The 24,989-nt window shown below is 64.4% G+C and carries 21 protein-coding genes and 1 tRNA gene; 16 read left to right on the top strand and 6 right to left on the bottom strand.

Features of this window, described 5'->3' with window-relative positions; genetic code table 11:
- Positions 1-41 precede the first annotated feature (41 nt).
- The 5 genes from bamA to surE all read left to right on the top strand — a co-directional run bounded on the left by bamA (position 42) and on the right by surE (position 5,795).
- Complete coding sequence (bamA, locus tag OJB03_RS10515) at positions 42-2,582, top strand: outer membrane protein assembly factor BamA (RefSeq protein WP_263787209.1); 2,541 nt, start codon at positions 42-44, stop codon at positions 2,580-2,582.
- A 57-nt stretch (positions 2,583-2,639) separates the two neighbouring features.
- On the top strand, positions 2,640-3,248 hold the full coding sequence (locus tag OJB03_RS10510) for an OmpH/Skp family outer membrane protein (RefSeq protein ID WP_263787207.1): 609 nt from the start codon (positions 2,640-2,642) through the stop codon (positions 3,246-3,248).
- A gap of 70 nt (positions 3,249-3,318) precedes the next feature.
- Complete coding sequence (locus OJB03_RS10505; RefSeq protein ID WP_263787205.1) at positions 3,319-3,918, top strand: OmpH/Skp family outer membrane protein; 600 nt, start codon at positions 3,319-3,321, stop codon at positions 3,916-3,918.
- 148 nt (positions 3,919-4,066) lie between these two features.
- Positions 4,067-4,900: a 3-methyl-2-oxobutanoate hydroxymethyltransferase gene (panB, locus tag OJB03_RS10500; RefSeq protein ID WP_263787202.1), complete on the top strand. Its 834-nt coding sequence runs from the start codon at positions 4,067-4,069 to the stop codon at positions 4,898-4,900.
- A gap of 76 nt (positions 4,901-4,976) precedes the next feature.
- A complete protein-coding gene (gene surE / locus OJB03_RS10495) occupies positions 4,977-5,795 on the top strand; it encodes a 5'/3'-nucleotidase SurE (protein WP_263787199.1) in 819 nt (272 codons plus the stop codon).
- 456 nt (positions 5,796-6,251) lie between these two features.
- Here surE and OJB03_RS10490 read toward each other — a convergent pair whose 3' ends face one another.
- On the bottom strand, positions 6,252-7,286 hold the full coding sequence (locus OJB03_RS10490; RefSeq protein ID WP_263787194.1) for a mechanosensitive ion channel family protein: 1,035 nt from the start codon (positions 7,284-7,286) through the stop codon (positions 6,252-6,254).
- Positions 7,287-7,321: 35 nt separating this feature from the next.
- Positions 7,322-8,215 (bottom strand): bifunctional methylenetetrahydrofolate dehydrogenase/methenyltetrahydrofolate cyclohydrolase FolD, encoded by an 894-nt coding sequence (gene folD / locus OJB03_RS10485; RefSeq protein ID WP_263787192.1) that lies wholly within the window; start codon positions 8,213-8,215, stop codon positions 7,322-7,324.
- Positions 8,216-8,444: 229 nt separating this feature from the next.
- Here folD and asd point away from each other — a divergent pair, with 229 nt between their 5' ends.
- From asd to OJB03_RS10470, 3 genes are all read left to right on the top strand, one after another.
- Entirely contained in the window at positions 8,445-9,524 is a 1,080-nt protein-coding gene (asd, locus tag OJB03_RS10480) for an aspartate-semialdehyde dehydrogenase (protein ID WP_263787191.1), read from the top strand.
- Positions 9,525-9,571: 47 nt separating this feature from the next.
- Positions 9,572-10,096 (top strand): GNAT family N-acetyltransferase, encoded by a 525-nt coding sequence (locus OJB03_RS10475; RefSeq protein ID WP_263787189.1) that lies wholly within the window; start codon positions 9,572-9,574, stop codon positions 10,094-10,096.
- 45 nt (positions 10,097-10,141) lie between these two features.
- Positions 10,142-10,217: transfer RNA gene (locus OJB03_RS10470), tRNA-Gly, on the top strand.
- 287 nt (positions 10,218-10,504) lie between these two features.
- On the opposite strand, the gene OJB03_RS10465 is transcribed toward OJB03_RS10470, so the two are convergent.
- Both OJB03_RS10465 and pckA read right to left on the bottom strand, forming a co-directional pair.
- Positions 10,505-10,696 (bottom strand): hypothetical protein, encoded by a 192-nt coding sequence (locus tag OJB03_RS10465; RefSeq protein WP_263787187.1) that lies wholly within the window; start codon positions 10,694-10,696, stop codon positions 10,505-10,507.
- Between the two features lie 426 nt (positions 10,697-11,122).
- Complete coding sequence (pckA, locus tag OJB03_RS10460; RefSeq protein WP_263787185.1) at positions 11,123-12,730, bottom strand: phosphoenolpyruvate carboxykinase (ATP); 1,608 nt, start codon at positions 12,728-12,730, stop codon at positions 11,123-11,125.
- 305 nt (positions 12,731-13,035) lie between these two features.
- Between pckA and OJB03_RS10455 the strand changes: the two genes are divergently transcribed.
- The 3 genes from OJB03_RS10455 (at position 13,036) to OJB03_RS10445 (ending at position 16,426) form a co-directional block, all read left to right on the top strand.
- On the top strand, positions 13,036-13,857 hold the full coding sequence (locus OJB03_RS10455) for a UbiA prenyltransferase family protein (protein WP_263787182.1): 822 nt from the start codon (positions 13,036-13,038) through the stop codon (positions 13,855-13,857).
- A gap of 118 nt (positions 13,858-13,975) precedes the next feature.
- Positions 13,976-15,538 carry an asparagine--tRNA ligase gene (locus OJB03_RS10450; RefSeq protein ID WP_263787179.1) on the top strand — a complete coding sequence of 521 codons (1,563 nt, stop codon included), beginning with the start codon at positions 13,976-13,978 and terminating at the stop codon, positions 15,536-15,538.
- A 144-nt stretch (positions 15,539-15,682) separates the two neighbouring features.
- On the top strand, positions 15,683-16,426 hold the full coding sequence (locus OJB03_RS10445; RefSeq protein WP_263787177.1) for an SIMPL domain-containing protein: 744 nt from the start codon (positions 15,683-15,685) through the stop codon (positions 16,424-16,426).
- On the opposite strand, the gene OJB03_RS10440 is transcribed toward OJB03_RS10445, so the two are convergent.
- The gene (locus OJB03_RS10440) at positions 16,407-17,261 is read right to left on the bottom strand and encodes an alpha/beta hydrolase (RefSeq protein ID WP_263787175.1); all 855 of its coding nucleotides are present in this window, start codon (positions 17,259-17,261) and stop codon (positions 16,407-16,409) included. The genes OJB03_RS10445 and OJB03_RS10440 overlap by 20 nt on opposite strands.
- A gap of 212 nt (positions 17,262-17,473) precedes the next feature.
- Between OJB03_RS10440 and OJB03_RS10435 the strand changes: the two genes are divergently transcribed.
- The 5 genes from OJB03_RS10435 to OJB03_RS10415 all read left to right on the top strand — a co-directional run bounded on the left by OJB03_RS10435 (position 17,474) and on the right by OJB03_RS10415 (position 23,693).
- Positions 17,474-17,737 carry a hypothetical protein gene (locus OJB03_RS10435; RefSeq protein WP_263787173.1) on the top strand — a complete coding sequence of 88 codons (264 nt, stop codon included), beginning with the start codon at positions 17,474-17,476 and terminating at the stop codon, positions 17,735-17,737.
- Between the two features lie 151 nt (positions 17,738-17,888).
- A complete protein-coding gene (gene secD / locus OJB03_RS10430) occupies positions 17,889-19,850 on the top strand; it encodes a protein translocase subunit SecD (RefSeq protein ID WP_263787171.1) in 1,962 nt (653 codons plus the stop codon).
- A gap of 60 nt (positions 19,851-19,910) precedes the next feature.
- On the top strand, positions 19,911-20,822 hold the full coding sequence (secF, locus tag OJB03_RS10425; RefSeq protein ID WP_263787169.1) for a protein translocase subunit SecF: 912 nt from the start codon (positions 19,911-19,913) through the stop codon (positions 20,820-20,822).
- 54 nt (positions 20,823-20,876) lie between these two features.
- On the top strand, positions 20,877-22,196 hold the full coding sequence (locus OJB03_RS10420; protein ID WP_263787166.1) for an adenylosuccinate synthase: 1,320 nt from the start codon (positions 20,877-20,879) through the stop codon (positions 22,194-22,196).
- A 96-nt stretch (positions 22,197-22,292) separates the two neighbouring features.
- Positions 22,293-23,693 carry a sensor histidine kinase gene (locus OJB03_RS10415; RefSeq protein ID WP_263787165.1) on the top strand — a complete coding sequence of 467 codons (1,401 nt, stop codon included), beginning with the start codon at positions 22,293-22,295 and terminating at the stop codon, positions 23,691-23,693.
- A gap of 3 nt (positions 23,694-23,696) precedes the next feature.
- On the opposite strand, the gene OJB03_RS10410 is transcribed toward OJB03_RS10415, so the two are convergent.
- Complete coding sequence (locus OJB03_RS10410) at positions 23,697-24,971, bottom strand: hypothetical protein (protein WP_263787161.1); 1,275 nt, start codon at positions 24,969-24,971, stop codon at positions 23,697-23,699.
- Between the last annotated feature and the right edge of the window lie 18 nt (positions 24,972-24,989).

Genomic DNA, 24,989 nt, shown 5'->3' with positions numbered 1-24,989 from the left:
ATTGCCACAAAGCGTCGTCCTCAAACGAGCGCCCAGTCAGTATGCGTTTACGGCTCTCCGCTTTTGTTCTCGCTGTGCTCTTTGTCGGTGCGCCCCTCGTGGGAGCTGCTCAGACGACGAGCCCCGCGTCCGGGTCGGGGCGTGCGCCTGCGCCGCGTCCTGCGTATGTGATTGAGGACATCCAGGTGCGCGGGGTGGATGACGCGCAGACGCGCCAGTTCGTTATCCAGTCAAGCGGTCTGGCGACGGGTCAGGAAGTGACGCTCCCGTCCGGGCAGGCCATCGGACAGGCCATCCGCGCCATCTACGACCTCCGGTCATTCTCGGACGTGTCCATCCACCGGACCGACCAATCGGGAGGCAACGTTACTCTCGTCATCGATGTGACGCCCGAGCCCACCCTCACCGCGTACAAGTTGCAGGGCATCGACAATGGGGACCGTGAGGACCTGAAGAAGCAGATTCCTCTGCTGAAGGGAAGTCCCGCCCGTCCCTCTGACGTGGAGCGGACCAAACAGATCATCCAAAACTTCTACGAGGACGAGGGCTATTTGCGGACGGAAGTCGACGTGCAGCGCACGAACACCCAGGACAACCGGGTCCGACTGGTCTTCAACGTAGATCGGAAGGAGGAAATTGAGGTGGAACGCATCCGGTTTCTCGGCAACGAGCGGTTTGACGACGGGGACCTCCGGGGTGCGATGGAGGAGACGCGCGAGAACCGCTGGTGGCGCATCTGGAAGGGCGAAAAGTTCAAGCGAGACGCCTACGAGGACGACCTTGACCTCGTCGTCGATCTTTACCGCGAGCACGGCTACTACGATGCCCAAATCGTCCGTGACTCGGTGTACTACATGGGAGACGGCGGCCTTGGGATTGACGTCGAGGTCCGCGAGGGCAATCAGTACCATGTTCGCGAGGTCGCCTGGGAGGGCAACAGCGTCTATCCCGACCGGATCTTGTCTGAGCAGTTGGGACTCACGGAGGGCCAGGTGTACAACGGCAAGGCCCTCGACGAGAACCTGTACGGCAGTGGGCGGCAGAGTGGGGTGCTGGGGCTCTACATGGACCGCGGATACATGCGGGCGGACGTGCAGCCGACGGTGCGGGTTGTTGGAGAGGACTCGCTCGACATCACGATGGACGTGCGGGAGGGCGAAGTTTACAACTTCGGCGACATCAACATTTCCGGCAACACGAAGACCAAAGACTACGTCATTCGTCGAGAGCTGTATACGGTGCCCGGCGACCGGTTTAGCCGCAGCGCAATTCAGGAGTCGATTCGCCGCCTCAATCAGCTGGACTACTTCAGTCAGGAATCCCTGTCCGGAGGGCCCAACATCAGTGTAGACCAGCAAGACAAGGAGGCAGACATTGGCTACAGCGTTGAGGAGGTGGGGAGCGATCAGTTGCAGCTTTCCGGGACGTTCGGGCAGTTCGGGCTCGTCCTCCAGCTTGGATTTCAGTTCAACAATTTCTCGGCCCAGAACCTGTTCGAGGGAGATGCCTGGCGCCCGCTCCCGTCTGGCGATGGGCAGAAGCTGAGCGTGAACGTGCGGACCAACGGGACCTATTACCAGAACTACTCGCTCTCCTTTACGGAGCCCTGGTTTGGGGGTAGCCCGACGCCGGTCGGGGGGTCGGTGTCGTACTCGAAGTACACCCGCTCGGTCTTTGGGGGGCGCAGCGCGTCCCGCGGCATCCGCGACGGTCGGTTCCAGAACATCTCGGCCAACCTGTTCGTCCGCCAGCGCCTGAACTGGCCCGATGACAAATTCATGGTCGGGTCACGCGTAGGATTTCAGCTCTACGACAACCGGGGCCGTGACGCGAGCACTGGAGAGCGGCGTCCCCTCTTCGGCAGCGTCCCGTACGGCACCAATCAGTCCATCACGTTCCGGCAGTCGCTGAGCCGCAATTCCGTCGATAACCCCACGTTCCCCCGCACCGGATCGAGGGTGTCGCTCTCGGTGGAGGTGGCCCCGCCGATCGGCGACCTGGTTCAGTATCACAAGTGGCGACTCAACTCCAGCTGGAACGTCCCGATCGGGGACAATTTCTCGTTCGGCGTTGGGACCAACTTCGGCTACATCGGCTCCATCACCGGCGACCCGGTTCGGTTCGAGACCTTCGAGGTGGGCGGGACGCCGTTCGACTATCAGGGCGGCACGTTCGGGACGGACCCGGTCTTCATGCGCGGGTACCCCCGCGGCGTGATCGGGCCCCTCAACCGCACCCGAGGGGGGAACCTGCAGCCGCAGGGCGGACAGGTGATGAACAAGTACACCTCCGAGTTTCGCTGGAAGGCAGTCGAGTCGCAGCAGCTGCAGGCCCGTCCGTACCTGTTCCTTGACGCGGCCAATGCGTGGAGCAGCCTGAACGCGTACACCCCCAACGACCTGTACCGATCGGCCGGGGTGGGCGTAAAGCTGTTCCTCCCCATTGTCGGCATGATTGAGTTCAACTACGGATACAACTTTGAGTCCCACCGCTCGCTCGACACGGGCGGCATCGAATCGCCGGGCTGGTCGTTCCAGTTCTCGCTGGGGCAGGGCTTTGGCGGAGGGGGGGGCGGACGATAATCAACGAAGGGATGCCCACCGCTCGCCTGCACCGAACCAGCCATCGACCCGAGTGTTATGCAGGATCAGCGACGTGACGGAGGGGGCACGATCCGAAATTCCGCCGGGGCCGCTGCGCGACGCTTGGGTCGGATTGCCCTGATCGCCCCGGTGCTGTGCGTGCTGTGGGGCCTTGAGGCACATGCCCAGCAGAAAATCGGGTACGTCGACTCGCAGGCCATCCTAGAGAAGCTTCCAGAATACACGAGTGTAGAACAGAAGCTCGACCAGTTGGAGGACGAGTGGCGCGCCGAGATCGAGGACCAGGAAGAAAAAGTGCAGGCCCTGCGGGACGAGTACCGGGCGTGGGAGCTTCTATACACCGACGAAGAACGTCGGCGGAAGCAGGCGGCCATCCAGAAGGCCCGGAAAAAAGTCGAACAACTACGCCAGCGATATTTCGGGCCGGACGGCCGGCTGTACACCCGGCAGCAGGAGCTCATGCGTCCCATTCAGAAACGCATTCTCAACGCCACCGAGGAGGTCGCCACGGAAGAAGGATACGACTACGTCTTCGACAAGAGCGAAAAGGTGCTTTTCATGTACGCTCGGGACGATCACAATCTGAACGATCGGGTGCTTCGGGCACTCGGGATGACCCCCGAGCAGCAGACAGAAGGGCGATGACGAAGCCCCCTGTCTGTACAAACACAGTGTATTCATCAGAAAACTAGCTTTCGGAACAGGTCCTATGGCCATGTCAAATCGAGTTACAAGGTTTCTTTCACTTCTCCTTCTCCTCGCGGCGATGGTCGCGATGCCGGCGCAGGCCCAGAAGATCGGGTATGTCGACCAGCAGGCCGTCCTGGTGAGTATGCCGGAGATGCAGGACGTACAGCAGCAGGTGCAGCAGGAAATGAAGCAGCAACAGCGAGAGCTCCAGCAGCAGCGCCAGCAGTTTCAGAAGCGGGTCAAGCAGTTTCAACAGCAGCAGTCGCTGCTCGATGACTCTGCGCGGGCCGAGCGTGAGCGCGAGCTCCAGCAGCGCTCGCAGGAGCTCCAGCGTGCCGCTCAGCAGCGCCAGCAGCAGATGCAGCAGCAGCGTCGCAAAATGATGCAGCCCCTGCTGGAGAAGCTCCAGGGAGCGATCGACAAGGTAGCAGCCCAGCAGGAGCTGGACATGGTTCTGCGTCGACAGGTTCTTCTCTACGAGGACGAGACCAGTGAGCGTGTGGCCGACATCACCCGCGATGTTGCGGGAGAACTCGGCATCTCGCTTACACAGTCTCCCGGCGAACCTTCTCCGACCCTGGACCAGAACGCGCCGCCGGCCGGGGGAGGCGGGGCCGGACAGTAGCCTCAACGCCCCGGGTTTTCGAAGAAGCGCCTCATTCTTCCAAGTGGGTCGGGCCGGTGGAGCATGTCCGGCCCGACTCAGGGAAGAAGACACCAGCTGCGGGTTGCCTCTGGGGGGACCATTCTCGTCCACTTGATTCTACGACCTCATGGGTGCCGATTCTTCCCCCCCGGACGTCGCGGACGTCTCGCGCGTGACGACCAAAACCGTTCAGGAGATGAAGGAGGCCGGGGTGCCAATCGCCGCCTTGACGGCGTACGACTACACCTCGGCCCGGCTCCTGGACCGGGCCGGTGCGGACGTGCTGCTCGTCGGCGATTCCGCCGCGAACGTGATGGCGGGGCACGAGACCACGCTCCCGATGACCCTCGATCAGATGATCTACCACGCGCAGTGCGTGGTGCGGGGCATCGACCGGTCGCTCGTGGTCGTCGACCTTCCGTTTGGCGCGTACCAAGGGGATTCGACGGAGGCTCTCGACTCGGCCATCCGGGTGATGAAGGAGGCTGGGGCCCACGCGGTGAAGCTGGAGGGGGGCGCGCCGGTGGTCGAAGCCGTGGAGCGAATGGTGACGGCGGGCATCCCGGTGATGGGCCACCTGGGCCTCACGCCCCAGAGCATCTACGACTACGGCACCTACCAGGTGCGGGCCCGCGACGAGGACGAGGCCGACGAGCTTCGTGCCGACGCGAAACGGCTCGAAGAGGCCGGATGCTTCGCCCTCGTGCTGGAAAAGATCCCCGCCGACCTGGCGGCGGAGGTGACGGCGTCCCTCTCCATCCCGACGATCGGAATTGGGGCGGGCGACCAGACGGACGGGCAGGTTTTGGTGTCCCACGACGCCCTCGGGCTGTCGACGGACTTTGAGCCTCGGTTCGTGCGCCGCTACGCCCGCCTCGACGAGACGATTGTTGACGCGATCGGCGAGTACGTGTCGGACGTGCGGAACCGGTCGTTTCCCGACGAGGACGAAAGCTACTGATCCTTGAGCGTCCCGCTGAGCTGTATTGATGGCGGGAGGAGTCTGTCTATTTTACGAGTTGAAATCCCCACCACACATGAGTAGTCCCGCGTCGGGCGATGAGCCCCGCATCCTTCTCTGCAACGACGACGGCATCCACGCCCCAGGCATTCAGTCGCTCGCGTCGGCCCTCGATGGGCTGGGCGAGCTTTCTGTCGTGGCACCCACCACCGAGCAGAGCGCCGTGGGGCACGCCATCACGGTCCGCGATCCGGTTCGTGCGCATCGGGAGGCGTTCGAGGTGCCGTCCGGTCCCATCCCCGCCTGGGGCGTGACCGGAACGCCCGCCGACAGCGTCAAGCTTGCCTGCCACGAACTGCTCGACGCGCCGCCCGACCTGGTGGTGAGTGGCATCAACCAGGGCCCGAACACGGCCGTGAACGTGCTCTACTCGGGCACGGTGAGTGCCGCCACGGAGGCTTCGATCCTGGGGCTGGACTCCCTGGCCATCTCGCTGTGTGAATGGTCGGAGCCGCAGTTTGAGGTGGCGGGCCAGTGGGCCCGGCGCATCGCAGGCTGGGCGCTCGAGCGGGGGCTGCCGCAGGGCGTGCTACTGAACGTGAACGTTCCGGCACTATCGGCAGAAGAGATTGAAGGAGTTGCGCTCACTCGCCAGGCCCGGTCGCGGTGGGAGGAGGGCTTCGAACGGCGGACGGACCCGACCGACCGGCCCTACTACTGGCTCGCTGGGACCTTTGTGAACCTCGACGAGGGGCAGGAGACGGACCTCTCTGCCGTTGAGCGGGGCTACGTGTCCGTCACCCCGATCCAGCACGACATGACGGCCCATGACGCGTTCGATGCCTTTGGGGAGTGGGACTGGGACGAGTCGTCCGGGCCCGACGACGCCGAATAGTCCTGTTTCCCTGCCCGCCCTGAGTAGGTCCATGGCCACGTGTCAGGACCGCATCGAGTGATCGACCGATGGGCACCTGGACATGCACGACCTGACAGACCCGGTGACGGAGACGGTTCGCGCGTCGAAGACTGATGCAGGACTCTGCACGTGCACAACGTCGGCAGTGCAGGGGCCGGCACCATCGAGTTCGAGCCGGGCTGTCAGCGGAACCTGTCGGTGAAACCCGACGAGCCCTTCCCGCTTGACGAGACCTACGACCACGAGTAGCGCGGGCACGGCGGCAACGGCCACTCGCACCTCTAGGCCGCCACGCTGAGCCCGTCAGTCGCCGTGCCGGACGGGGACGGCGGCCCCGATCCTCGGCACGTGGCAGCAGGGTTCCCACCTCGAATGTGATGTCAGGCCTCGCGGGCGGACCACCGTAGTGACGGTGCGCAGCGACTGATTTGCTCATCACTCCGTCGACGATCCTTCTCCGTTCGTGGAGCCGTCCGTGGGAGCGAGGAGGTCTGACCCCTGGAGGGCCTTCGCCTCGTCGAGGAAGAGTTGGCGGTGGGGGAAAGGAATCTCGATCTCGGCCTCGCGCAGCTGTTCGCGGACCTTTTCCGTGTACTCCCAGCGCAGCGCCACCTCCTGGTCCGGATCGCGGGTGTAGAAGCGAAGAGCCATGTTGACGCTGGAGTCCGCCATCTCCGTCACGACCACACTGGGGCCCGGCTCGACCAACACCCGATCGTCGCCTTCGAAGAGAGAAAGAAGGGCCGCCCGCGCTTCATCGGGAAATTCCTTGTAGGCAATGCCAAAGGCGATGTCGATACGCAGCACCTTCCGTTTGGTGTGGTTCATCAGGTCCTGCGTGATCATGTGCGTATTGGGGAGCACCATGGTGCGGTTTCGGACCGTGCGGAGGCGGGTGGAACGGAGCGTAATCTCGTCGACCTGTCCGTACTGGTCGTCAATCTCGATGTAATCGCCCACCTGGAACGGCTTGTCGACGAGGACCGTGACGCCCGCGATAAAATTCTCCAGCGAGTCCCGCGCCGCGAACCCGGCGACGATCCCCGCGATGCCCAGGCCTCCGACGAGCACCGCCACGTTCACGCCGAGCTGGTCGAGGACAACCGTACCGATGAAGAAAAACGACGCCACCCGGAAGGTCTTGAGCAGGAGGCTCTGGAGGCCCGGCTCGATGCTGTCGCTGCGGTCCAGGGCACGCTCGGACGCGATGTACAGCGCCCGGTAGATGACGTACAACAGCAGAAACGCTGCGAGAGACTGAAGCCCCCGCTCGGTGAGCAGCCCCACCAGGTACAGGGCCCCCGACGTAAGGTGATCGTAGAGTCCCTCCCAGTTGCCATCCAGGAAGAGACGGAGGCCGTCACTGAATGCATTGTTGAACTTGTTGGCGGCCTCACCAACGGGCCCCGACTGGGCCGTGGTGTCCGTTCGCGTTTGGAATCGCTGAGGAAGGGACTGGGGAGCGACCATGGCGCCGTACAGAGGCAGGATGGAAAAGAGGGGCCCTACGCCGACTCGGCCCGCAGCCGCGCTGCTTTGAGGGTGTTCTTCAGAAGCATCGCCCGTGTCATGAGCCCGACGCCCCCCGGCACGGGAGTGATCCGACGAGCCTTTGGACGGACCTCCTCAAAGTCGACGTCGCCGACGAGTCGGTAGCCGCGGTCGGTCGATGGGTCGTCGACCCGGTTGATGCCCACGTCGATCACCACGGCGTACTCCTTCACCATGTCGGCGTCGATGAAGGCGGCCTGGCCGGCGGCGGCAACCAGAAGGTCGGCCCGGCGGGTGTGGGCGGCGAGGTCTTTCGTCCGGCTGTGGCAGACGGTGACCGTGGCGTTGGCCGTGCGACGCAGGAGCAGGTTGGCGAGGGGCTTGCCGACGATGTTGGATCGCCCCACGATCACCGCGTCCATGCTTTCCGGGTCGATGTCGGAGCGCGACAGCATCTCCATGATGCCGTACGGCGTGGCCGGTACGTACCGCGGTGTGCCGCGCATCAGGCGGCCTAGGTTTTCGGGATGGAAGCCGTCCACGTCCTTCGACGGGTCCACGGCATCGATAACGGTTCGCTCGTCGACGTGGTCGGGGAGGGGAAGCTGTACGAGGATGCCGTCGACCGAGGCGTCGGCATTTAGGTCGCGCACCAGGTCGAGGAGTTCAGCCTGCGACGTGTCGGCGTCGAGGCGATGCGTTTCGGTCTCGATGCCGACCTCCGCGGCGTCTTTTTCCTTGCCGCGCACATAGGCCTTCGACGCCGGGTTGTCCCCAACGAGAACAGCGGAAAGAAACGGCGGGCGGTGGTCGTCGGTCCAGGCTTGGATGTCGGCCTTGACCTCGTCGCGAACGGCCTGGGAAAGGGCCTGTCCGTCGAGCAGGTCGGCGTCAGAGGCGTCGGGCATAGAGGAAGCAGAAGGTAGATTGTGAGGACACATTGGAGAGACATCCGTAATCTACAAAACGACTGGGTGCGCGCAAACCGTCATGCACGAAGAATTAGGGACGATTGCGAGGCCGTCTGCAGGGAGGGGAACATGCTCGAAAAACGCACGGTAGCAGCCAGGCAGTCTCGCGGGGGCCTTGTCGGACCCAGCGATTGCTTTCACCTTCTTCCGAGCGGCTTGCAAGATCATGGACGAACACAACTACCGGGTCGGCATCCTTGGGGCGACGGGCGCCGTGGGACAAACGTTCATCCGCCTGCTTGACGATCATCCGTGGTTCACGATCACGTCCGTGGCGGCGTCCGAGCGATCGGCGGGACGTCCGTACAGCGACGCAGCAAACTGGTTGAGCGGGCAGCCGATCCCGCCGTCCGTCGCGTCCCTCGAGGTACAGTCGACGGAGCCGGAGGACATGGACTGCGATTTCGTGTTCTCCGCGCTCGACTCTGCCGTGGCGGGCGAGATCGAGGAGGCCTTCGCGAGGGCGGGCCTCCCGGTCGTCTCCAATGCCAAAAACTACCGGCAGCACGACCAGGTGCCGCTCCTTATCCCGGAGGTGAACCCCGGTCACCTTGCCCTAATCGATGAGCAGTCGTGGGGCTCCGGGGGCTTCATTGTCACCAATCCGAACTGCTCCACGACGGGGCTCATCTGCGGGCTCCATCCCCTGATGGATGCGTTCGATCTGGAAGCGGTGCAGGTGACGATGTTACAGGCATTGTCCGGGGCCGGCTACCCGGGCGTGCCATCGCTCGACGCGGTGGGCAACGTCATTCCCCACATTGGGGGAGAGGAGGAAAAGCTAGCGACGGAGCCGCGCAAGATTCTGGGTATGCTGGCCGGAGATGAAGTCGTCCCGGCGGACCTGACCCTGAGTGCGCAGTGCACGCGCGTGCCGGTTCGGAATGGGCACCTGGCCTGCGCCTCCGTGCGGTTCCGCGACGACGTGGACGCCGAGGCTGTGGGCGACGCGCTCCGTGACTTTCAGGCACCCGCCGTGACTGAGTCGCTCCCGAGCCGCCCCGACCCGTTCGTGCAGGTCCTGGACGCGCCCGATGCGCCCCAGCCGCAGCGGCACGTGGAGGCTGGGGGCGGCATGACCGTCTCGGTGGGGCGGGTGCAAGACTGCCCCGTCAATGACGTCAAGTTTGTTCTCCTTTCGCACAACACCGTGCGCGGGGCGGCCGGCGGGGCCCTCCTCAACGCCGAACTGCTGGCATCGGAGGGCTACCTGGAGCGCCCACAGGCCGCTACCACGACGGCGTAGCGGCGACGCGTAGCCTGCCTGTCCTGCTTCTCACGACACAATTCTCCATGGCCTTTCCCGACGTGCGACGCGCCCAGCCCGATCATCAAGCCGCGGTGGGCGACCTGTGGGCGCAGCTTCTCGACGAGCAGGAGGCGATGGAGGAGCGCTTCGGCATTGCGGAGGACGCCCGGGACCGGTGGGAAAATGACTTCCCCCAATGGCTCGACGACGAGACGTACCGTGTGTACGTGGCGGAGGTAGACGGCGAGGTCGCGGGCTTTGCCACGGCGCATCGGTGGGGCCCGCCGCCCATCTACGCGGAGAGCTCGGAGGTCTTCATCGACGAGCTGTATGTTCGGCCGGACGAGCGGCGGCAGGGCCTGGGCAGCCAGCTCGTGGAGGCGGTGCGCGACTGGACGGATCGAATCGGGGCGCAGCGCCTTCGCCTCAACGTCCTCGCGGCCAATGAGGAGGCGCAGGCCTTCTGGGCGGCGCAAGAGGCCCGTCCGCTTACCGTTACGTTGGCGGTCGAGCACGAGGGCGCTGAGGACACGACGGACGACGAAGGATCCAAAAAGATTGGCTTTTAGCGGAACGCACCCGAGACAGGCTCGTCTCAGAGAATAGATTATGACGCGGGCGTAGCTCAGCGGCTAGAGCATCTGCTTGCCATGCAGAAGGTCGTGGGTTCGACTCCCATCGCCCGCTCCACAAACACGCAGACCGCAAAGCCCTGCTTTCAGTGAGAAAGCAGGGCTTTTTCTATTGGGGTCCCCCGAACTCCTGTGTTTAAAAGTGCATTTCGCTCCGGTGCGGATGGAGCGGTGGGGTGAAACGGACGATGGGCTGCGTCCACCACTAGGGCAATTGTAAGGCCACGGCCAGGATCAAGGTTAGCATCCCCACGGCCAGACCCAGGAAGATGAAGTCCCACCGTACGGAGGCGGACCGATCGGTGGAGGAGGGCGACTCATCGCCGGAATGTATGGGGCATCCACTCATGGATCGGTGTGGCCTTCAAACTGCACGCGACCGGGGACGTCAGGCACGAAGTCTGGCCGCTCCCTCCTCCCCTCGCCGAAGAACTGAACCGGTCTCTCTGGGCCCACGATCCAGACCCCGTCGGCGCCAGCCTCCCGGTAGAGGGCACATCTCTTGTGCATCGCGTCTATCCTGTTGACGTCTTCCATTCCCTCAATCCCAATTCCGGGAGCAAACATCGGTGGGCCGCCAGTCTCTTTCATCTCGGAGCGCCGATCAGCGGAGGCCCAAGGCGCCAATCTGTTCCTGCAGGTCGGAGTGAGACAGCGAATGCGGCCCGAGACGGTCTGGCCCCTTTACGATTGGTCGCGGCCCCACAGGGAAGTTTGCCGAGGGGCGAATCACCACCAATCTTCTGCCGTCGTTCCTATTGCTCTTTCGGTTTGGGGGCTGTGGTTGGTATGGGCACACCACCTCTCGGGTCCGGGTACCGTGATTGGCGTCTCCGCCATCGGGACTCCTGGTCTGTCTTCACACGCTCCGTCCGGATGGCGGTTTCAACGCCGTAGTCTACACTCCTCGTGGCGTCAAAGGGCCAAACTGATAGCAATTGGGGCCTCCTTCCGTCTCTTGCATCAGCCGTGTGCTCTCTCCAGCGACGGGCCGGCGGCGCGAACCTCCGTCCCAACCTGGTCCACGTACGTCTCAAAGTTGTCGGCAAAGGCGTCGGCCAGCTCGCGGGCATGTCGGTCGTACGCTTCCGCGTCATCCCACGTCTTGCGGGGCGTCAAGAGAGCGGTCGGAGCGCCGGGGACCCGGGCGGGAACGGAGAGCCCAAAGACCGGGTCTTGGGTGCGGGAAGCGTCACTCAGGGTGTCGTTGAGGATCGCGTCCACCATGGCCCGCGTGTGGTCCAGTGCAATGCGGTGTCCCTCTCCGTAGGGACCGCCCGTCATGCCCGTGTTCACGAGCCAGCAGTCGGTGTCGTACCGACGAATTTTCTGGCCGAGGAGCTCGGCGTACACCGATGGATCGCGTACCATGAACGGCTCGCCAAAGCAGGTGCTGAAGGTGGCCTTCGGTTCGTTTACCCCTGCCTCGGTACCGGCGACCTTAGCCGTGTATCCGCTCAAGAAGTGATACATCGCCTGTGCGGGGGTGAGCTCCGAGACCGGGGGCAGCACGCCAAACGCGTCGTACGTCAGGAAGAGAATGTGGTCCGGATGCCCGCCCTGGCCGTCCGAGGAGGCGTTGGGGATGCGGTGGAGGGGATACGAGCCGCGTGTGTTCTGGGTGATCGTGTCGTCCGAAAAGTCCGGCTCGCGGGTGTTGGGATCCACGATCACATTCTCCAGGATGGTCCCGAACTCCTCCGTCGTGCCGTAGATTTCGGGCTCACTTTTTGGGGTGATATCGATCATCTTTGCGTAGCAGCCGCCCTCGAAGTTGTAGACGCCCCGGTCGCTCCAGCCGTGCTCGTCGTCGCCGATGAGCGTGCGGCTCGCGTCGGCCGAGAGGGTGGTCTTGCCGGTGCCGCTCAGGCCAAAGAAGACCGCGGTGTCCCCGTCGTCCCCCTCGTTCGCCGAGCAGTGCATGGGCAGCACGCCCTCCTCGGGGAGGAGATAGTTGAGGACCGAGAAAATGGACTTTTTGATCTCGCCGCCGTAGTGCGTGCCGCCGATCAGGATCAGGTTCTGGGCAATGTCGACGAAGATCGCGGCCTCGGAGTTGGTCCCGTCCCGTTCCGGATCGGCCTCAAACTCGCAAAGGTCCACCACGGTAAACCCGGGCTCGAACGAGTCCGGCACGGGGCCGTCCGGCCGCACAAACATGTTGCGTGCGAACAGGCTGTGCCACGCCTTTTCGGTGATGATGCGGACGGGAAGGCGGTACGACTCGTCCCATCCGGCGTGGAGATCCTGCACAAAGAGGTCACGCCCCTCGGCGTGCTCGGCCATCCGCCCGTGGAGATGGTTGAACGTAGCCCGGTCCGTGGGCTGGTTCACGTCGCCCCAGTTGATCTGGTCGGCCACCGACGCGTCGCGGACGATGAATCGATCGTTGGGGCTTCGGCCCGTGTACGGGGCCGTGCGGGTCACGAGTGGGCCGTCCGCGGCGAGCCGCCCCTCATTGCGGTCGAGGGCCTCTTCGTAGAGGCGGGGCCGCTTCAGGTTGTAGTGTACCGTGTCGGGGGCGAGCTGGAGGGAACGGAGGTGAGACGTCACGTGATCGGGAAGAGGCATCGTGGCGTTGAATTGGTCCGCGAAGTCTGTGCAAGCGGTGCCTCCCGCGGAAGGAAACCCGGCAAGAGACAAAACAGCTTTTGGAAGCGCTTCCGTGTCGGCCGACGTTCATGCTAATCGTTTCGAGGGAGAATTGCCATGAACAATTCGTTGGGGGCCCTTGCGAATCGGAAGGGCGCGGGGACAACAAGGTATGACTTTACGGTTTCGTTGAGAATCCCACGCTGTGCACAGGGCGGTACCCACGACGCGCTTTCTGCCGTATGTCACCATCACGTCCCGTTGGTCCATCGAGATTTGGACTGATGGGCGCTCTGTACCACGACCCGGCCCCGGTTGGTGGCGTCGCCGTGGCGCTGATGTCGGGCACGTACGGCCTCTTCGGCCTGCCCATGGACCTTCCGCTGCTGGTCGTGGGCTTTTGCGGCGTCACGCTAATCTACGCGGCGGATCGGGTGTGGGGCGCCTCCCCCGAAGATCGTCTCAACCGTCCGGAGCGGGTGGCGTGGATCCGGGCGCATCAGGGGTGGCTGGCGACCGAGACGGGGGGGCTCCTCGCGGTCGGTGGAGCACTGCTTCCGTACCTGGAGTGGGCCACGCTCCTGGGGACGGCGGCACTGGGGGGCGTGGCGGTCCTGCACGTCCGGTCGTGGGCGGGGGAGCGCCCTGTGCTCGTCGGGCTCGCAAAGCCGGGGGCCATCGCCACGACCTGGGCCGCCGGTGGGGCATTGCTTCCTTTTATGGAGGCAGGATCTACGGCCGGGAGCGAAGCGCTCTTGTTCTTCGGGTACCGTACGCTGTTCATCCTGCCCAACCTGATGCTTGCGGACTGGGGCGACCGTCGGGGCGACACCGAGGCCGGCCTTGCGCCCTGGGCGCCACAGTGGACGCTGCGACGGGTGCAATGGACGGCGACGAGTGGGCTCCTCGTTGCGGCCCTCGGGGCCCTGGGGTGGGCCACTGTCGCGACGACCCCGGTGCTCATCGGGGTTGACGCCGTGGGCCTCTTGCTCATGGGGGGTACGGTCTGGGGACTAGACCCGTCGCGGCCCCGCGATGCCTTCCTCGCCGATCTGGTCGTGGCGTGGCCCCTCATCCCTGCGCTTGTGCGGTGGATGATCGTCTGACGAAGGCCGTTACGGGGAGGAACCTCAGCCCGCGCCGATGTATCACGTTGACGGTGCGTTCGTCCGCACGGTGCTCTGTCTCGTCCGTCACTCGTTCTCACCCATCCCTCTCCGACGCATGTCCGACGCCGACTCCTCCGCCCCGATGCTCAGTCCCGACCGCGAGGACGGAACCATCGAAGACTTTACCCGCATCGAGGACCTCGCCGATCACGTCGACGAGACGGTCACCCTGAAGGGCTGGCTCCACAACCAGCGCGGCTCCGGGGGCATCAAGTTCCTGATCCTGCGCGACGGCTCCGGCTTCGTGCAGTGCGTGGTGCCGCAGGACGCGGTGGACGAGGACAGCTGGGCCGTCGCCGACGACGTGCGGCAGGAGGCCGCGCTCGAAATTACCGGCTCCGTGAGTGCGGACGAGCGCGCGCCAGGGGGGTACGAACTGCAGGCGGACGCCATCGAGCGGATCGGGGAGTCGGGGGACTACCCCGTCACTCCGAAGGAGCACGGAATCGACTTTCTGATGGAGCACCGCCACCTGTGGCTCCGGAGCGAGAGCCAGTGGGCGGTCATGCGCATCCGCAACCGTGTCGAGACGGCCATCCACGATTTTTTCCAGGAGCGCGGGTTCCTCCAGACCGACGCGCCCGTCTTGACGGGAAATGCTGTGGAGGGGACGTCCACGCTGTTTGACCTGGACTACTTCGACGACGAGAGCGCCTACCTCACCCAGAGCGGACAGCTGCACGGGGAGGCGATGGCCATGGCCTACGGCAAAGTCTACACGTTCGGCCCCACATTCCGGGCAGAGAAGTCGGCCACCCGGCGCCATCTCACCGAGTTTTGGATGATCGAGCCGGAGATGGCGTTCTACGATCTGGAGATGAATGCCCAACTCGCGGAGGACTTCGTGGCCCACATTGTCCAGGCCGTCCTAGAGGACTGCGAGGAAGAGCTGGAGGCGCTGGACCGGGACACGTCCGTCCTCGAACAGGTGGAAGCGCCGTTCCCTCGAATCAGCTACGACGAGGCGGTGGATCTGCTCCGTAGCGACGAGACGGCCGAGATGATTGATGCCCGGATGGAGGCACTAAAGGAGGAAAAGGCCGAGCTTCTGGAGGAGAAAGAGGAGAACCAGAAGCGCCGCGGCCAGGCGAAGAAGCACGTGAAGCGCAAGATTGACGCCCGCGAGATCGAGATCAACAAGCGCGTCGACGAGATTGAGGAGGCCCTCCGCAACCTGCCGGACTGGAAGGAGTCGGCGCAGACGTTTGAGTGGGGCTCCGACTTCGGCGGCGACGACGAGACGGTGCTCACGTGGCACTTTGATCGTCCCGTCATCGTGCACCGATTCCCCGCCGAGATCAAGGCCTTCTACATGAAGCGCGACCCGGACGACGATCGCCTGGCGATGGGCATCGACGTGCTCGCGCCGGAGGGCTACGGCGAGATCATTGGCGGGGGCGAGCGGGCGACGGACCTCGACTTCCTGAAGGAGCAGATCGAGGCGCATGACCTGCCGGAGGAGGTGTTCGACTGGTACCTCGACCTACGCAAGTTCGGCTCAGTGCCCCACAGCGGATTCGGGCTGGGCCTGGAGCGGACGGTCTCCTGGATTACCGGCCGCGACCACGTGCGTGAGACCATTCCCTTCCCGCGGACGATTGCGCGCCTGCACCCGTAAGAGGTAGAAAAAGTCGAGGGCACATGGCCCGCGGGCCTGCTGGACCTGTAACAGGTGCAAGAACAGTAGTACGAATTCTGGTCGCCGACCCGTTCTGAAGACCCGAGTGTCATCTGCGTTGTTCTCATCCAGCCCCTTTCTCCGATGTCTTGTCACGTCCGCTCCTTCTGGCTCGTCGTCTTTGCGGCCTTTTTTGCCGTGGCGGGACCCGTCGCCGCGCAGGACGACGACCGATCGACCGTGTCCGTGAGCGGGGAGGGCACCGTCACAGCGCAGCCCGACCAGGCCGTCGTTCGGTTCGGGGTGGTCACGCGGGCGGCGACGGCCGAGCAGGCCCGCAGCCAGAACGCCTCCAGTGCCAAAGACGCCCTCAACGCGGTGCGCGCCCTCGACGTCCCGGACGAAAAGATGCGCATGGAGCGCCTCCGCCTCCAGCCCCGGTACGAGTACAACGACGAGAAAAACCAACGCGAGCGGGTGGGCTACGAGGCCACCCGTCAGGTGGTGGTCGAGCTCGATCGACTGGAACTGCTTCCTCAGCTCGTGGCCGACATCGTAAACAGCGGGGCGAACCGGGTGGACAATATTGACTATCAGCTGAGCGATCGGACGCAGTTCCGCAACGAGGCACTGCGCGAGGCGGCCCGGGCGGCCCGTGAGAAGGCCCGCCTCCTCTCGGAGACGCTCGACGCCCGGCTCGGGGCCGTGCGGACCATCAACGAGCAAAGCTTCGACTTCGTGCGTCCCCAGCCCCGGGTGGCCCGTATGGAGATGGCCAAGACCACCAGCACCGGTCAGGAAGAGCCGGAGGCATATGCCGCTGGGGAAATTGAAGTCTCGGCCCAGGTGCAGGTGACGTTCGGCCTCCTTACGGGGTCGGATCGGTAGGCAACCGTTCTGCGAGCCAGGTGCTCACGTCTCCGAGAACGTGTTCGCGCTCCGGCTCGTTGAGGGTCTCGTGGTAGAGGCCGTCGTAGAGCTTGAGGGTCTTGTCGGGGGCGGAGGCCTGCTCGTGTAGATGTCGGCTTCCGGTGGGTGAGACGAGGGGATCCGCCGTGCCGTGAAACACGAGAAACGGGGTCGTCAGCTCATGGAGGCGATGCTGGGCCTCGTTCCCGGCCCGCAAGAGTTCGGCGCCGGTGCGGGCGAGGGTGCGCCCGTGGTAGTTGAGTGGGTCGTTCATTGCGTCTTCTAGGACCGCCGGATCCCGAGAGATTGATCCCTGCGGGGAGCGCACGGTTGGCAGGGTGGGAGCGAAGCGGCCGAGGACCTGAGCCGTGCGGCGTAAGACCGGGGCGAGGTCGGGGTTCACCTCGATGGCGGGGGCACTGAGCAGTAGACCGTGAACCTCGGGACGGCGGTTCAAGACGTAGAGCAACGTGACGAGCCCGCCCATGCTGTGGCCGAAGAGAACAACCGGCTTTTCGTCCTCGGGGGCGACGTGCAGCCGAAACGCATCGAGGTCTGCGAGGTACTGCTCAAAGTGATCCACGTAGGCCTGCCGTCCCTCCGAGCGCCCGTGGCCCCGTTGATCATAGGCATGGACGGCGGCCCCCTGCCCCACGAGGGCATCCGCGACGTGGTCGTACCGGCCACAGTGCTCGGCGTAGCCATGCACCAGAAGAACGTGTGCTTTCGGGGGCCCACTCGGCATCCACTGTCGCGTCGCGAGCGAGAGGCCATCGTAGGTGCGGAACGTATCCGCTTCGGTGGAAGGCGGCATGGGGAGTAAGGGTCGACGAGAACAAGACCGGATGAGGCGCTCCACAAAGTGGCCGACTCGGTGGAGAAGTAACAAGAGGGCGGGGCCCCGGCGGGTGAAACCCCCAACAATTTGGAGGAGAGAAGAAGCCGCGGCACCTATCGGGGAAACAATTACATCAACCCTGTTATTTTTGGTAACCGTCAACTCCAATCCGGACGGCGAGCCTTTTCATGCGTCTCTTTCTGTTGTTCTGGACCTGCCCGGCGCTCGTTGCGCTGCCGTTCCGGAGGCTCGCCCGACTCGTCCAGCAGTTCTCACAATGGGCGGTGTCTAGGGGGCGCAGTGTGCGACGAGAGCAGCGGCCCATCTGGGACACCCTCCGTCCTCAGTCTCGGATTCTCAAAGACCCACCGGCGGAGCGGGCCGTTCTCCTTCCCCTTCAGGCCCGGTGGTTGGCCCGTGTGCTGGTCGCGTCCCGCCCGTTGGGACCGTAGGGTCGTTCCTTCGTCTCTCGTCCCGTGGGGCCCCTACGACGGGACGCCCGTGGGAAGGCCTACGTCGGCCCTCCTCGTGGACCGTTGCAGCGGCACGGCGGATGGGCCCGTCTCTCAATCTGGTTCTACTTGAATTGAACGAGTGTCTTCTATGCAGGGGAACGGCTTTAAAGTTGGACTCACGATCTTCTTCGTCGGGCTGTGCGGGTTCTACCTCTTTCCCTCGGTGCAGAACCTGTACGTCAGCTACAAAATGAACAACATGCCCGAGGGGGAGCGGGTGGAGTATCAGGAGGAGAACCGCCAGTGGCTTCAGCAGGTGGACGAAAGCTCCCTCAACCTGGGGCTTGACCTTCAGGGCGGAATGCACGTGACGCTGGAGGTGGAAGTCGGAAATCTCCTCGACCAGTTGGCGGTCAACAAGGATGAGGCCTTTCAGCAGACCCTCCGGGCGGCGGAGCAGCGCGCAGAAGAAGAGAATGTGTCGGTCGTGGAGGCGTTCGTTGAGGAGTTTGAGGCCGAAAATCCGGACGGCCGCCTCTCCCGGTATTTCCGCAATCAGGGCGAGGACATTACGCGACGCTCCTCGAACGACGAAGTGCTGGAGTACCTGCAGAGCCAGGCGGACGCGGCCGTCCAGAACGGCATTCAGGTCGTCCGAAACCGTGTCAACCAGTACGGGGTGACGGAGCCGTCCATTCAGCGACAGGGCGACGAGCGAATTGTGGTGGAGCTTCCGGGGGTGAGTGAGCGAGAGCGCGTCCGGGACCTGCTGGAGAGCGCCTCGCAGCTCACCTTTCACCTGATGGCGAATCCTCAGCAGTTGGGGGAGTCGGTACAGCGCATCATCGAGTACTACGAGCCGACCGCGGAGGACTCCGCCCGCATTGCGGAGGCCCAGGCCGCCGATACGGCCGCGATGGAGGCCTCGACCGACACGTCCGAAGTGACGCAGGGCACCGAGATTGCGGCGGCGTCGGGGCAGGAGGCATCCGGGGGGCAGCAGGGAACGGCTCTCACGGAGCCCGGGGAGGGGGTGCAGACGGGGCCCCAGAATTCGCTTCTGGCCGCGATGCAACCCATGCCCGGACAGGACCAGCCGGTCATCGGGCGGGCCTTCGCGTCCGACACGTCGCGGGTGAACGAGCTTCTCCAGGACCCGTCGGTTCAGAAGATGATGCCCCCTGGGGTCGAGCCGATGTGGACGGCCAGTCCCGTGCTGACCACCGAGGACGGGCGCGAGGCATTTCACCTTTTGGCCGTCCGGGCGGAGCCGGAGCTCACCGGCGAGGTGGTCACGGAGGCGTCGGTTCAGTTCGACCGGCAGACAAATGACCCGAAGGTTTCCATCACCATGAACTCGGACGGCGCGCGACGCTGGGACCGGATTACAGCGGCGAACATCGGAAACCGCGTGTCGATCGTCCTCGACGACGTCGTGTACTCGAGCCCGAACATCCAGAGCCGAATTTCCGGGGGGCGCACAGAGATTACCGGGCTTGATTCGCGGCAGGAGGCCTCGGACATCGTCACCGTCCTGCAGTCGGGCCGGCTCCAGACGGACCTGAACATTATTTCGGAGCGCACGGTCGGACCGAGCCTCGGGGAGGAGTCCACGCGGGCCGGCTTTATTTCCGTCGTGGCTGGGTTTCTTCTGGTCGTGCTCTTCATGATCATGTACTACCGCACGGCCGGGGTCGTGGCCGACATTGCGTTGCTGCTGAACCTGATTCTCATCATGGGCATCCTCGCCGGGTTCGGTGCCACCCTGACCCTGCCCGGCATCGCCGGGATCGTCCTCACGATCGGTATGGCCGTGGATGCCAACGTGCTCATCTACGACCGGGTGCGTGAGGAGCAGGCCACCGGCAAGACCCTCCGTGCCGCGATCAATGCCGGCTACGAGCAGTCTCTGAGCGCCATCCTCGACGCCAACATCACGACCTTCTTCGTCGGCGTCATTCTGTACTCCTTCGGCGTCGGCCCGATCAAGGGCTTTGCCGTTACGCTCATGGCCGGGATTCTCGCCTCGCTCTTCACGGCCATCATCGTCACCCGCATCGTCTTCGACTACATGGTCGAGGAACGCCGAATGCAGGTGAGTTACGGGTAGGGCGCCGCCCCCACACCAGGCTGTCATCACGACGGGATTTTTCTTCAACGACGGATTACCATGCGTCTTTTCGAAAACGCCGACTACAGTCTCATCCCGAACCGCCGCATTGGCTATATCATCTCGGGGACGTTGCTTGCGATCAGTATCCTCTCGTTGCTCACGAAGGGGCTCGCCCTGGGCATTGACTTCCGCGGGGGGATGGAGTTTGTTGTGGGCAACACGACGGACCTGAAAACCGTCGACGTCCGGTCCGCCCTCACAGAATCATTTGAGGAGGAGCCGGAGGTGAAACGGTTTGGGGACGTCGGCCACCTGGTCCGAATTTCGAAGAAGGGAGACATTACGACGATGGAGAACCAGGTGCTGTCGGCACTTGGCGCGCAGTTTTCGGGGCGCGACATCATAATCGAGAGCACCAACGTGGTGGGGCCGCGCTTCGCGGAGGACCTGAAGCGGGGGGCCATCTACGCCGTGCTGGGGGCCCTGCTCGTCGTGTTCCTCTACATCATGGTGCGCTTTGAGTGGCGCTACAGCCTTGGGGCCGTGGCGGCCCTGGTGCACGACGTGACGATTACGCTCGGAATCTTCTCGGTCCTGGCCGGCATCGCCCCGTTTTCTCTCCAGATTGATCAGTCCCTTATCGCCGCGTTCCTCACGATTGTGGGATATTCGCTGAACGACACGGTCGTGGTTTTCGATCGCGTGCGAGAGTACGTCAATCTGTTTAAGACGGAGGCCTTCGACGAGATCGTAAACCGGTCGATCAACGCGACGCTGAGCCGAACCGTCGTGACCTCCCTAACCACTCTCATCGTGGTCACGATTCTGTTTGTCTTCGGGGGCGAGGTGCTGCGGGGCTTCTCGTTCGCCCTCATCGTCGGGGTCGTCATCGGAACGTACTCGTCGATCTTCGTCGCCTCGCCCACGATCGTGGAATTGAACCGTCGTCTCGAAGGGAGCGCAGCGTAAGGGGGGCAGCGCAGACGACAACACCGACTTGCTTTTTAATCGATACCGTTTGCCATGCCAGTATCTGTCGTAATTGGAAGCCAGTGGGGCGATGAGGGGAAGGGGAAAATTGTGGACCTTCTGAGCCCGGACGTGGACATTGTGGCCCGCTACCAGGGCGGCGCCAACGCCGGCCACACCATCGTATGGGACGAGGAGGGCGAGACCGAAGAATTTGTCCTTCACCTCGTGCCGAGCGGCATCTTCCACGAAGGGGTCACCTGCGTCATCGGGAATGGCGTGGTGCTGGACCCGAAGGCGGTCCTGGAGGAGATCGAAAAGATTGAGTCGCTGGGCATCGACGTGGAGGGGCGGCTGAAGATCTCCCACAACGCCCACCTCATCATGCCGTACCACAAGGCGATCGAGGCGGCACAGGAAGAGGACCGAGCCTCCGCGTCCGACGACGACGAAATTGGGACCACGGGACGGGGCATCGGGCCCGCGTACACCGACAAGTTCGCCCGCACCGGCATCCGGGTGGTCGATCTGCTCGATGAGGATGTGCTGCGCCGGAAACTCCGCCGCTCCATCGAAGAGAAGAACGCCATTCTCCGGGACGTCTACGACGCCGAGGCGCTGGACGTGGACCGCATCGTGGAAGAATATGTCGAGTTCGACCAGAAGATCGACGACTACGTCACCGACACCTCGGCCTACCTCTCGCGCGCCCTCGACGACGGGGCCCGCGTATTGGCCGAGGGGGCTCAGGGGTCGCTCCTTGACGTCGACTTTGGCAGCTACCCGTACGTCACCTCCAGCCACCCCACGGCCGGCGGGTGCTGCACCGGGCTCGGGATCGCGCCCACCGAGATCGATCGCGTTCTGGGCATCGCGAAGGCGTACTGCACGCGCGTCGGCAACGGGCCCTTCCCCACAGAGCTCGACGGGGAGGTCGGAGAGGCGCTGCGGGAGAAGGGCGGCGAATTTGGGGCCACCACGGGCCGTCCCCGCCGGTGCGGCTGGCTCGACCTCGTGGCCCTGCGCTACACCTGCATGGTGAACGGCTTCAACGAGCTGGCCCTGACCAAGCTCGACGTCCTCTCCGGGATTGACGAGCTGAAGGTGTGCACGGAGTACCAGTACGACGGCAAGACCTCTCGGCGCTTCCCGAGCGAGCCGCAGAACCTCACCCGCGTGGAGCCCCAGTACGAAACCCTGCCCGGATGGGAGGCCGACATTTCGGAGGTGCGTCATGTCGACGACCTTCCCCGAGCGGCCCAAGACTACCTCGCCTTCATCGAGAACTACCTCGACGTGGAGATTGGGCTGGTCTCAAACGGACCGCGCCGCAGCCAGATCATTACGGACGTGCAGCCGATGGCCGCGGCCTGAGTCCCCAGATCGGCGGGGAGTGCTCGCCGTGGGGAGGACCCGGTTCGTACGTTCGTCCCTCGCGGTGGACTCATACGTACACAACCCCGCGGTGCCATGGACGCCTATCGGTGGTCGGTCCAACTCAAGCTCGGCCTCATCGTCTTTGCCGTGGGGATTGCCCTGGCGTCGCTCTGGTACACCCAGCGGCTCGTCGATCGGTTGCAGGAGCGTGAGCAGGCGGTCATCCAGCTCTGGGCCGATGGGCTGGAGCAGGTCGTGCAGACCCAGCAGGCGTCGAATCCGCATCGGGAAGAGTTCCGCCGGCTCGACTCGCTTCTGCAGTCCCTGAAGGCCCGTCCCGCCGGCGACACCCTCTCCGCTGAACAGGTGGCCGCCCTGCAGGAGGCGGTCGACTGGGCCCGGGCCATGCCGCCCACGCGGGAGTTCAACTTCATCCTGAACGAAATCCTGCAGCCGGACCAGTTCGAGGTGCCGGCCATCATCACCGACTCGACGCGTCGACGGCCGCTGAGCTGGCAGAATGTAGGGGTGCCAGACACCACCGCGGCGCTTCCCGTGGACGGGTCCCCAGGGGTACAGAAACAGCTGCGAGATAAACTGGACGACATGCGGTCGGCCTTCGAGCCGATCCCGGTTCGGATCGATGTGTCCGGCACTCCAGGGGAGGAGACAGGCACCTCTTCGGATCGGCTCACCCAGTACGTGTTCTACGACGAGTCGGCCCTCATCACGGAGCTACGTGTGTTTCCGTGGGTGCAGCTGGTGTTCGTCGGGTTGTTCGTGATGGTGGGCTACTTTGGCTTCTCCTACATCCGCCGCAGCGAGCAGAGCAGCCTCTGGATGGGGATGGCCCGGGAGGCGGCCCACCAGCTCGGGACGCCCCTGTCTAGCCTCATGGGGTGGATTCAGATGCTGCGCACGCCCAACCTGTCGGAGGACAAGCGTGAGCGGGCCCTGACGGAGATCGAAAACGACGTGGAGCGGCTCCAGCGGGTTGCGGATCGGTTCTCGGACATCGGTTCGCAGCCGAAGCTGGAACGCTGTGACTTGGTGCCAATCATCGAGCAGACGGCGAGCTACCTCCGCCGGCGCATTCCTCAACAGGGCCAGTCCATCGCGCTAACCGTGGACCTGCCCGGGCGGGTGCGGGCCGAGGCCAACGAGGAGCTGTTCGCGTGGGTGCTCGAGAACCTCCTCAAGAATGCCCTCGACGCGATTGAGGACGCGGAGGGCCGCATCGCGGTGACGGCGTGGGAGGAAGAGGGACAGGTCTTTATCGAGGTCGAAGATACGGGGCGTGGGATCGAGGGACAGCAGTGGAATAACATTTTCCGACCGGGGTACAGCACCAAGAAGCGCGGCTGGGGACTGGGCCTGAGCCTCGCCCGCCGCGTGATCGAAAGCTACCACGGCGGACGCCTTGAACTCGTGTCGTCGACGGTCGGAGAGGGATCGACCTTCCGCATCGAGATTCCGGCGGCGGGTGCAGGGTAGTGTCTACGGCTGTACCCGTGCCCGGAGCGTGTCGGAGGAGAGGGTAGGCGAGACGACGACGAAGATGTTGGCCCGATCGCGCCACAAGAGGCCGGGCCCGGCGGTCTGCCCGTCGGCGACGAACTGGTTGCGCTGGGCCAGCTGAGATCGGACCTGCGTGTCCAGGGTCGCGGTGTCGTCGAGCCGGTCGACGAGGGCGTAGCTGTACACGAACGCAGCGATGCGTGCATCATCGTCGTCCGTGTACAGCACGACGGGAATCTCGGTGTTGCCGGACGCCCGGAGCTGCCCGACGCCCTGCAGCTGTGCGTTTTCAATGGAGGGCAGGCGCACCTGGCGGCCCCACGTTGAGTCCAGGTAGGCCTCCGCCTCGGCCGGCTGTGTGGTCGCGAGCTCGGTCGTCACGGCCCCGGCCTGCCCCGCGGAAAAGGCCGTGAGGGTTGGGGGCATCGGGGAAGAGGCCGACGAGGACCCTGTCAGGTATGACACCCCGAGTCCCCCACCGAGGACGAGGACCCCCATCAAAAGGACAACCAGTAGAGTGCGGGGCTTCGGCCGCGATGGAAGCCGGCCGAGCAGACGGCCCGACGTGTCGACCGCCGCAGAGGGGTTCGCTCCGGGGGCATCCTCGTCCTCCTCTTCCTCGTCCGCCGCGGAGGAAGACGACCGCAGGACGGCACGGAGACGAGCGCGGAGGGAGCTGGGCACTGGGGCAAAGTGATCCCGGAGCACGTTGCGCAGGGCTCCCTGCAGCTCCGCGTCGGAGAGGGTCTCGTCGATCAGGTCGGCCTCGGGGGCCGAGAGCACCGCCCGTAGTTTTTCTCTTAGCAACGCGGACGGGTCGGTAGGAAGGGGGGCGTCAAAAAGCAAGGGAAGCCGGGCGGATCGGGGCGCCTCGGACAGTCGGGACGCGTTCAGGGCGAGAACAAATCGCTCTGCAGTCGAGCACGTTGCGAGCGCGACAGGCATGGTGTTGCGGGCGAGGCGCTCTGCGGTGTCGCGTCGAAGTGACCCCGCATCCGGAGTGGCCGAGGGGTTGGATGCTTCCGGGCCGCCGGGGGGCTGGCCCTGTTCTGGGGCCTCCCGAAGGAGCAGAGCGAGCCAGTCCTCCGGGGTATCGGGGCGTTCGTCCGGTGGCGCGTCGGCCACCCGTTCGTAAACCCGGACGAGAAGGGACGGAGCGGCCTCGTCGCCCACCAGCGTGCAGGCGAGTGGGTAGAGGGCCTCCAGGTTCTTCAGGGGAGAGGGTGGGTCGGGGGACGTAGACGCGAGCGCCATGGGAAAAAGTACCTGGGG

The sequence above is a fragment of the Salinibacter grassmerensis genome (genome assembly GCF_947077765.1).
In the GTDB taxonomy this organism is placed as follows: Bacteria; Bacteroidota; Rhodothermia; order Rhodothermales; family Salinibacteraceae; genus Salinibacter; species Salinibacter grassmerensis.
Note: the sequence above shows the minus strand (reverse complement) of the source record. Positions and strands in the feature narration are given on the sequence as shown.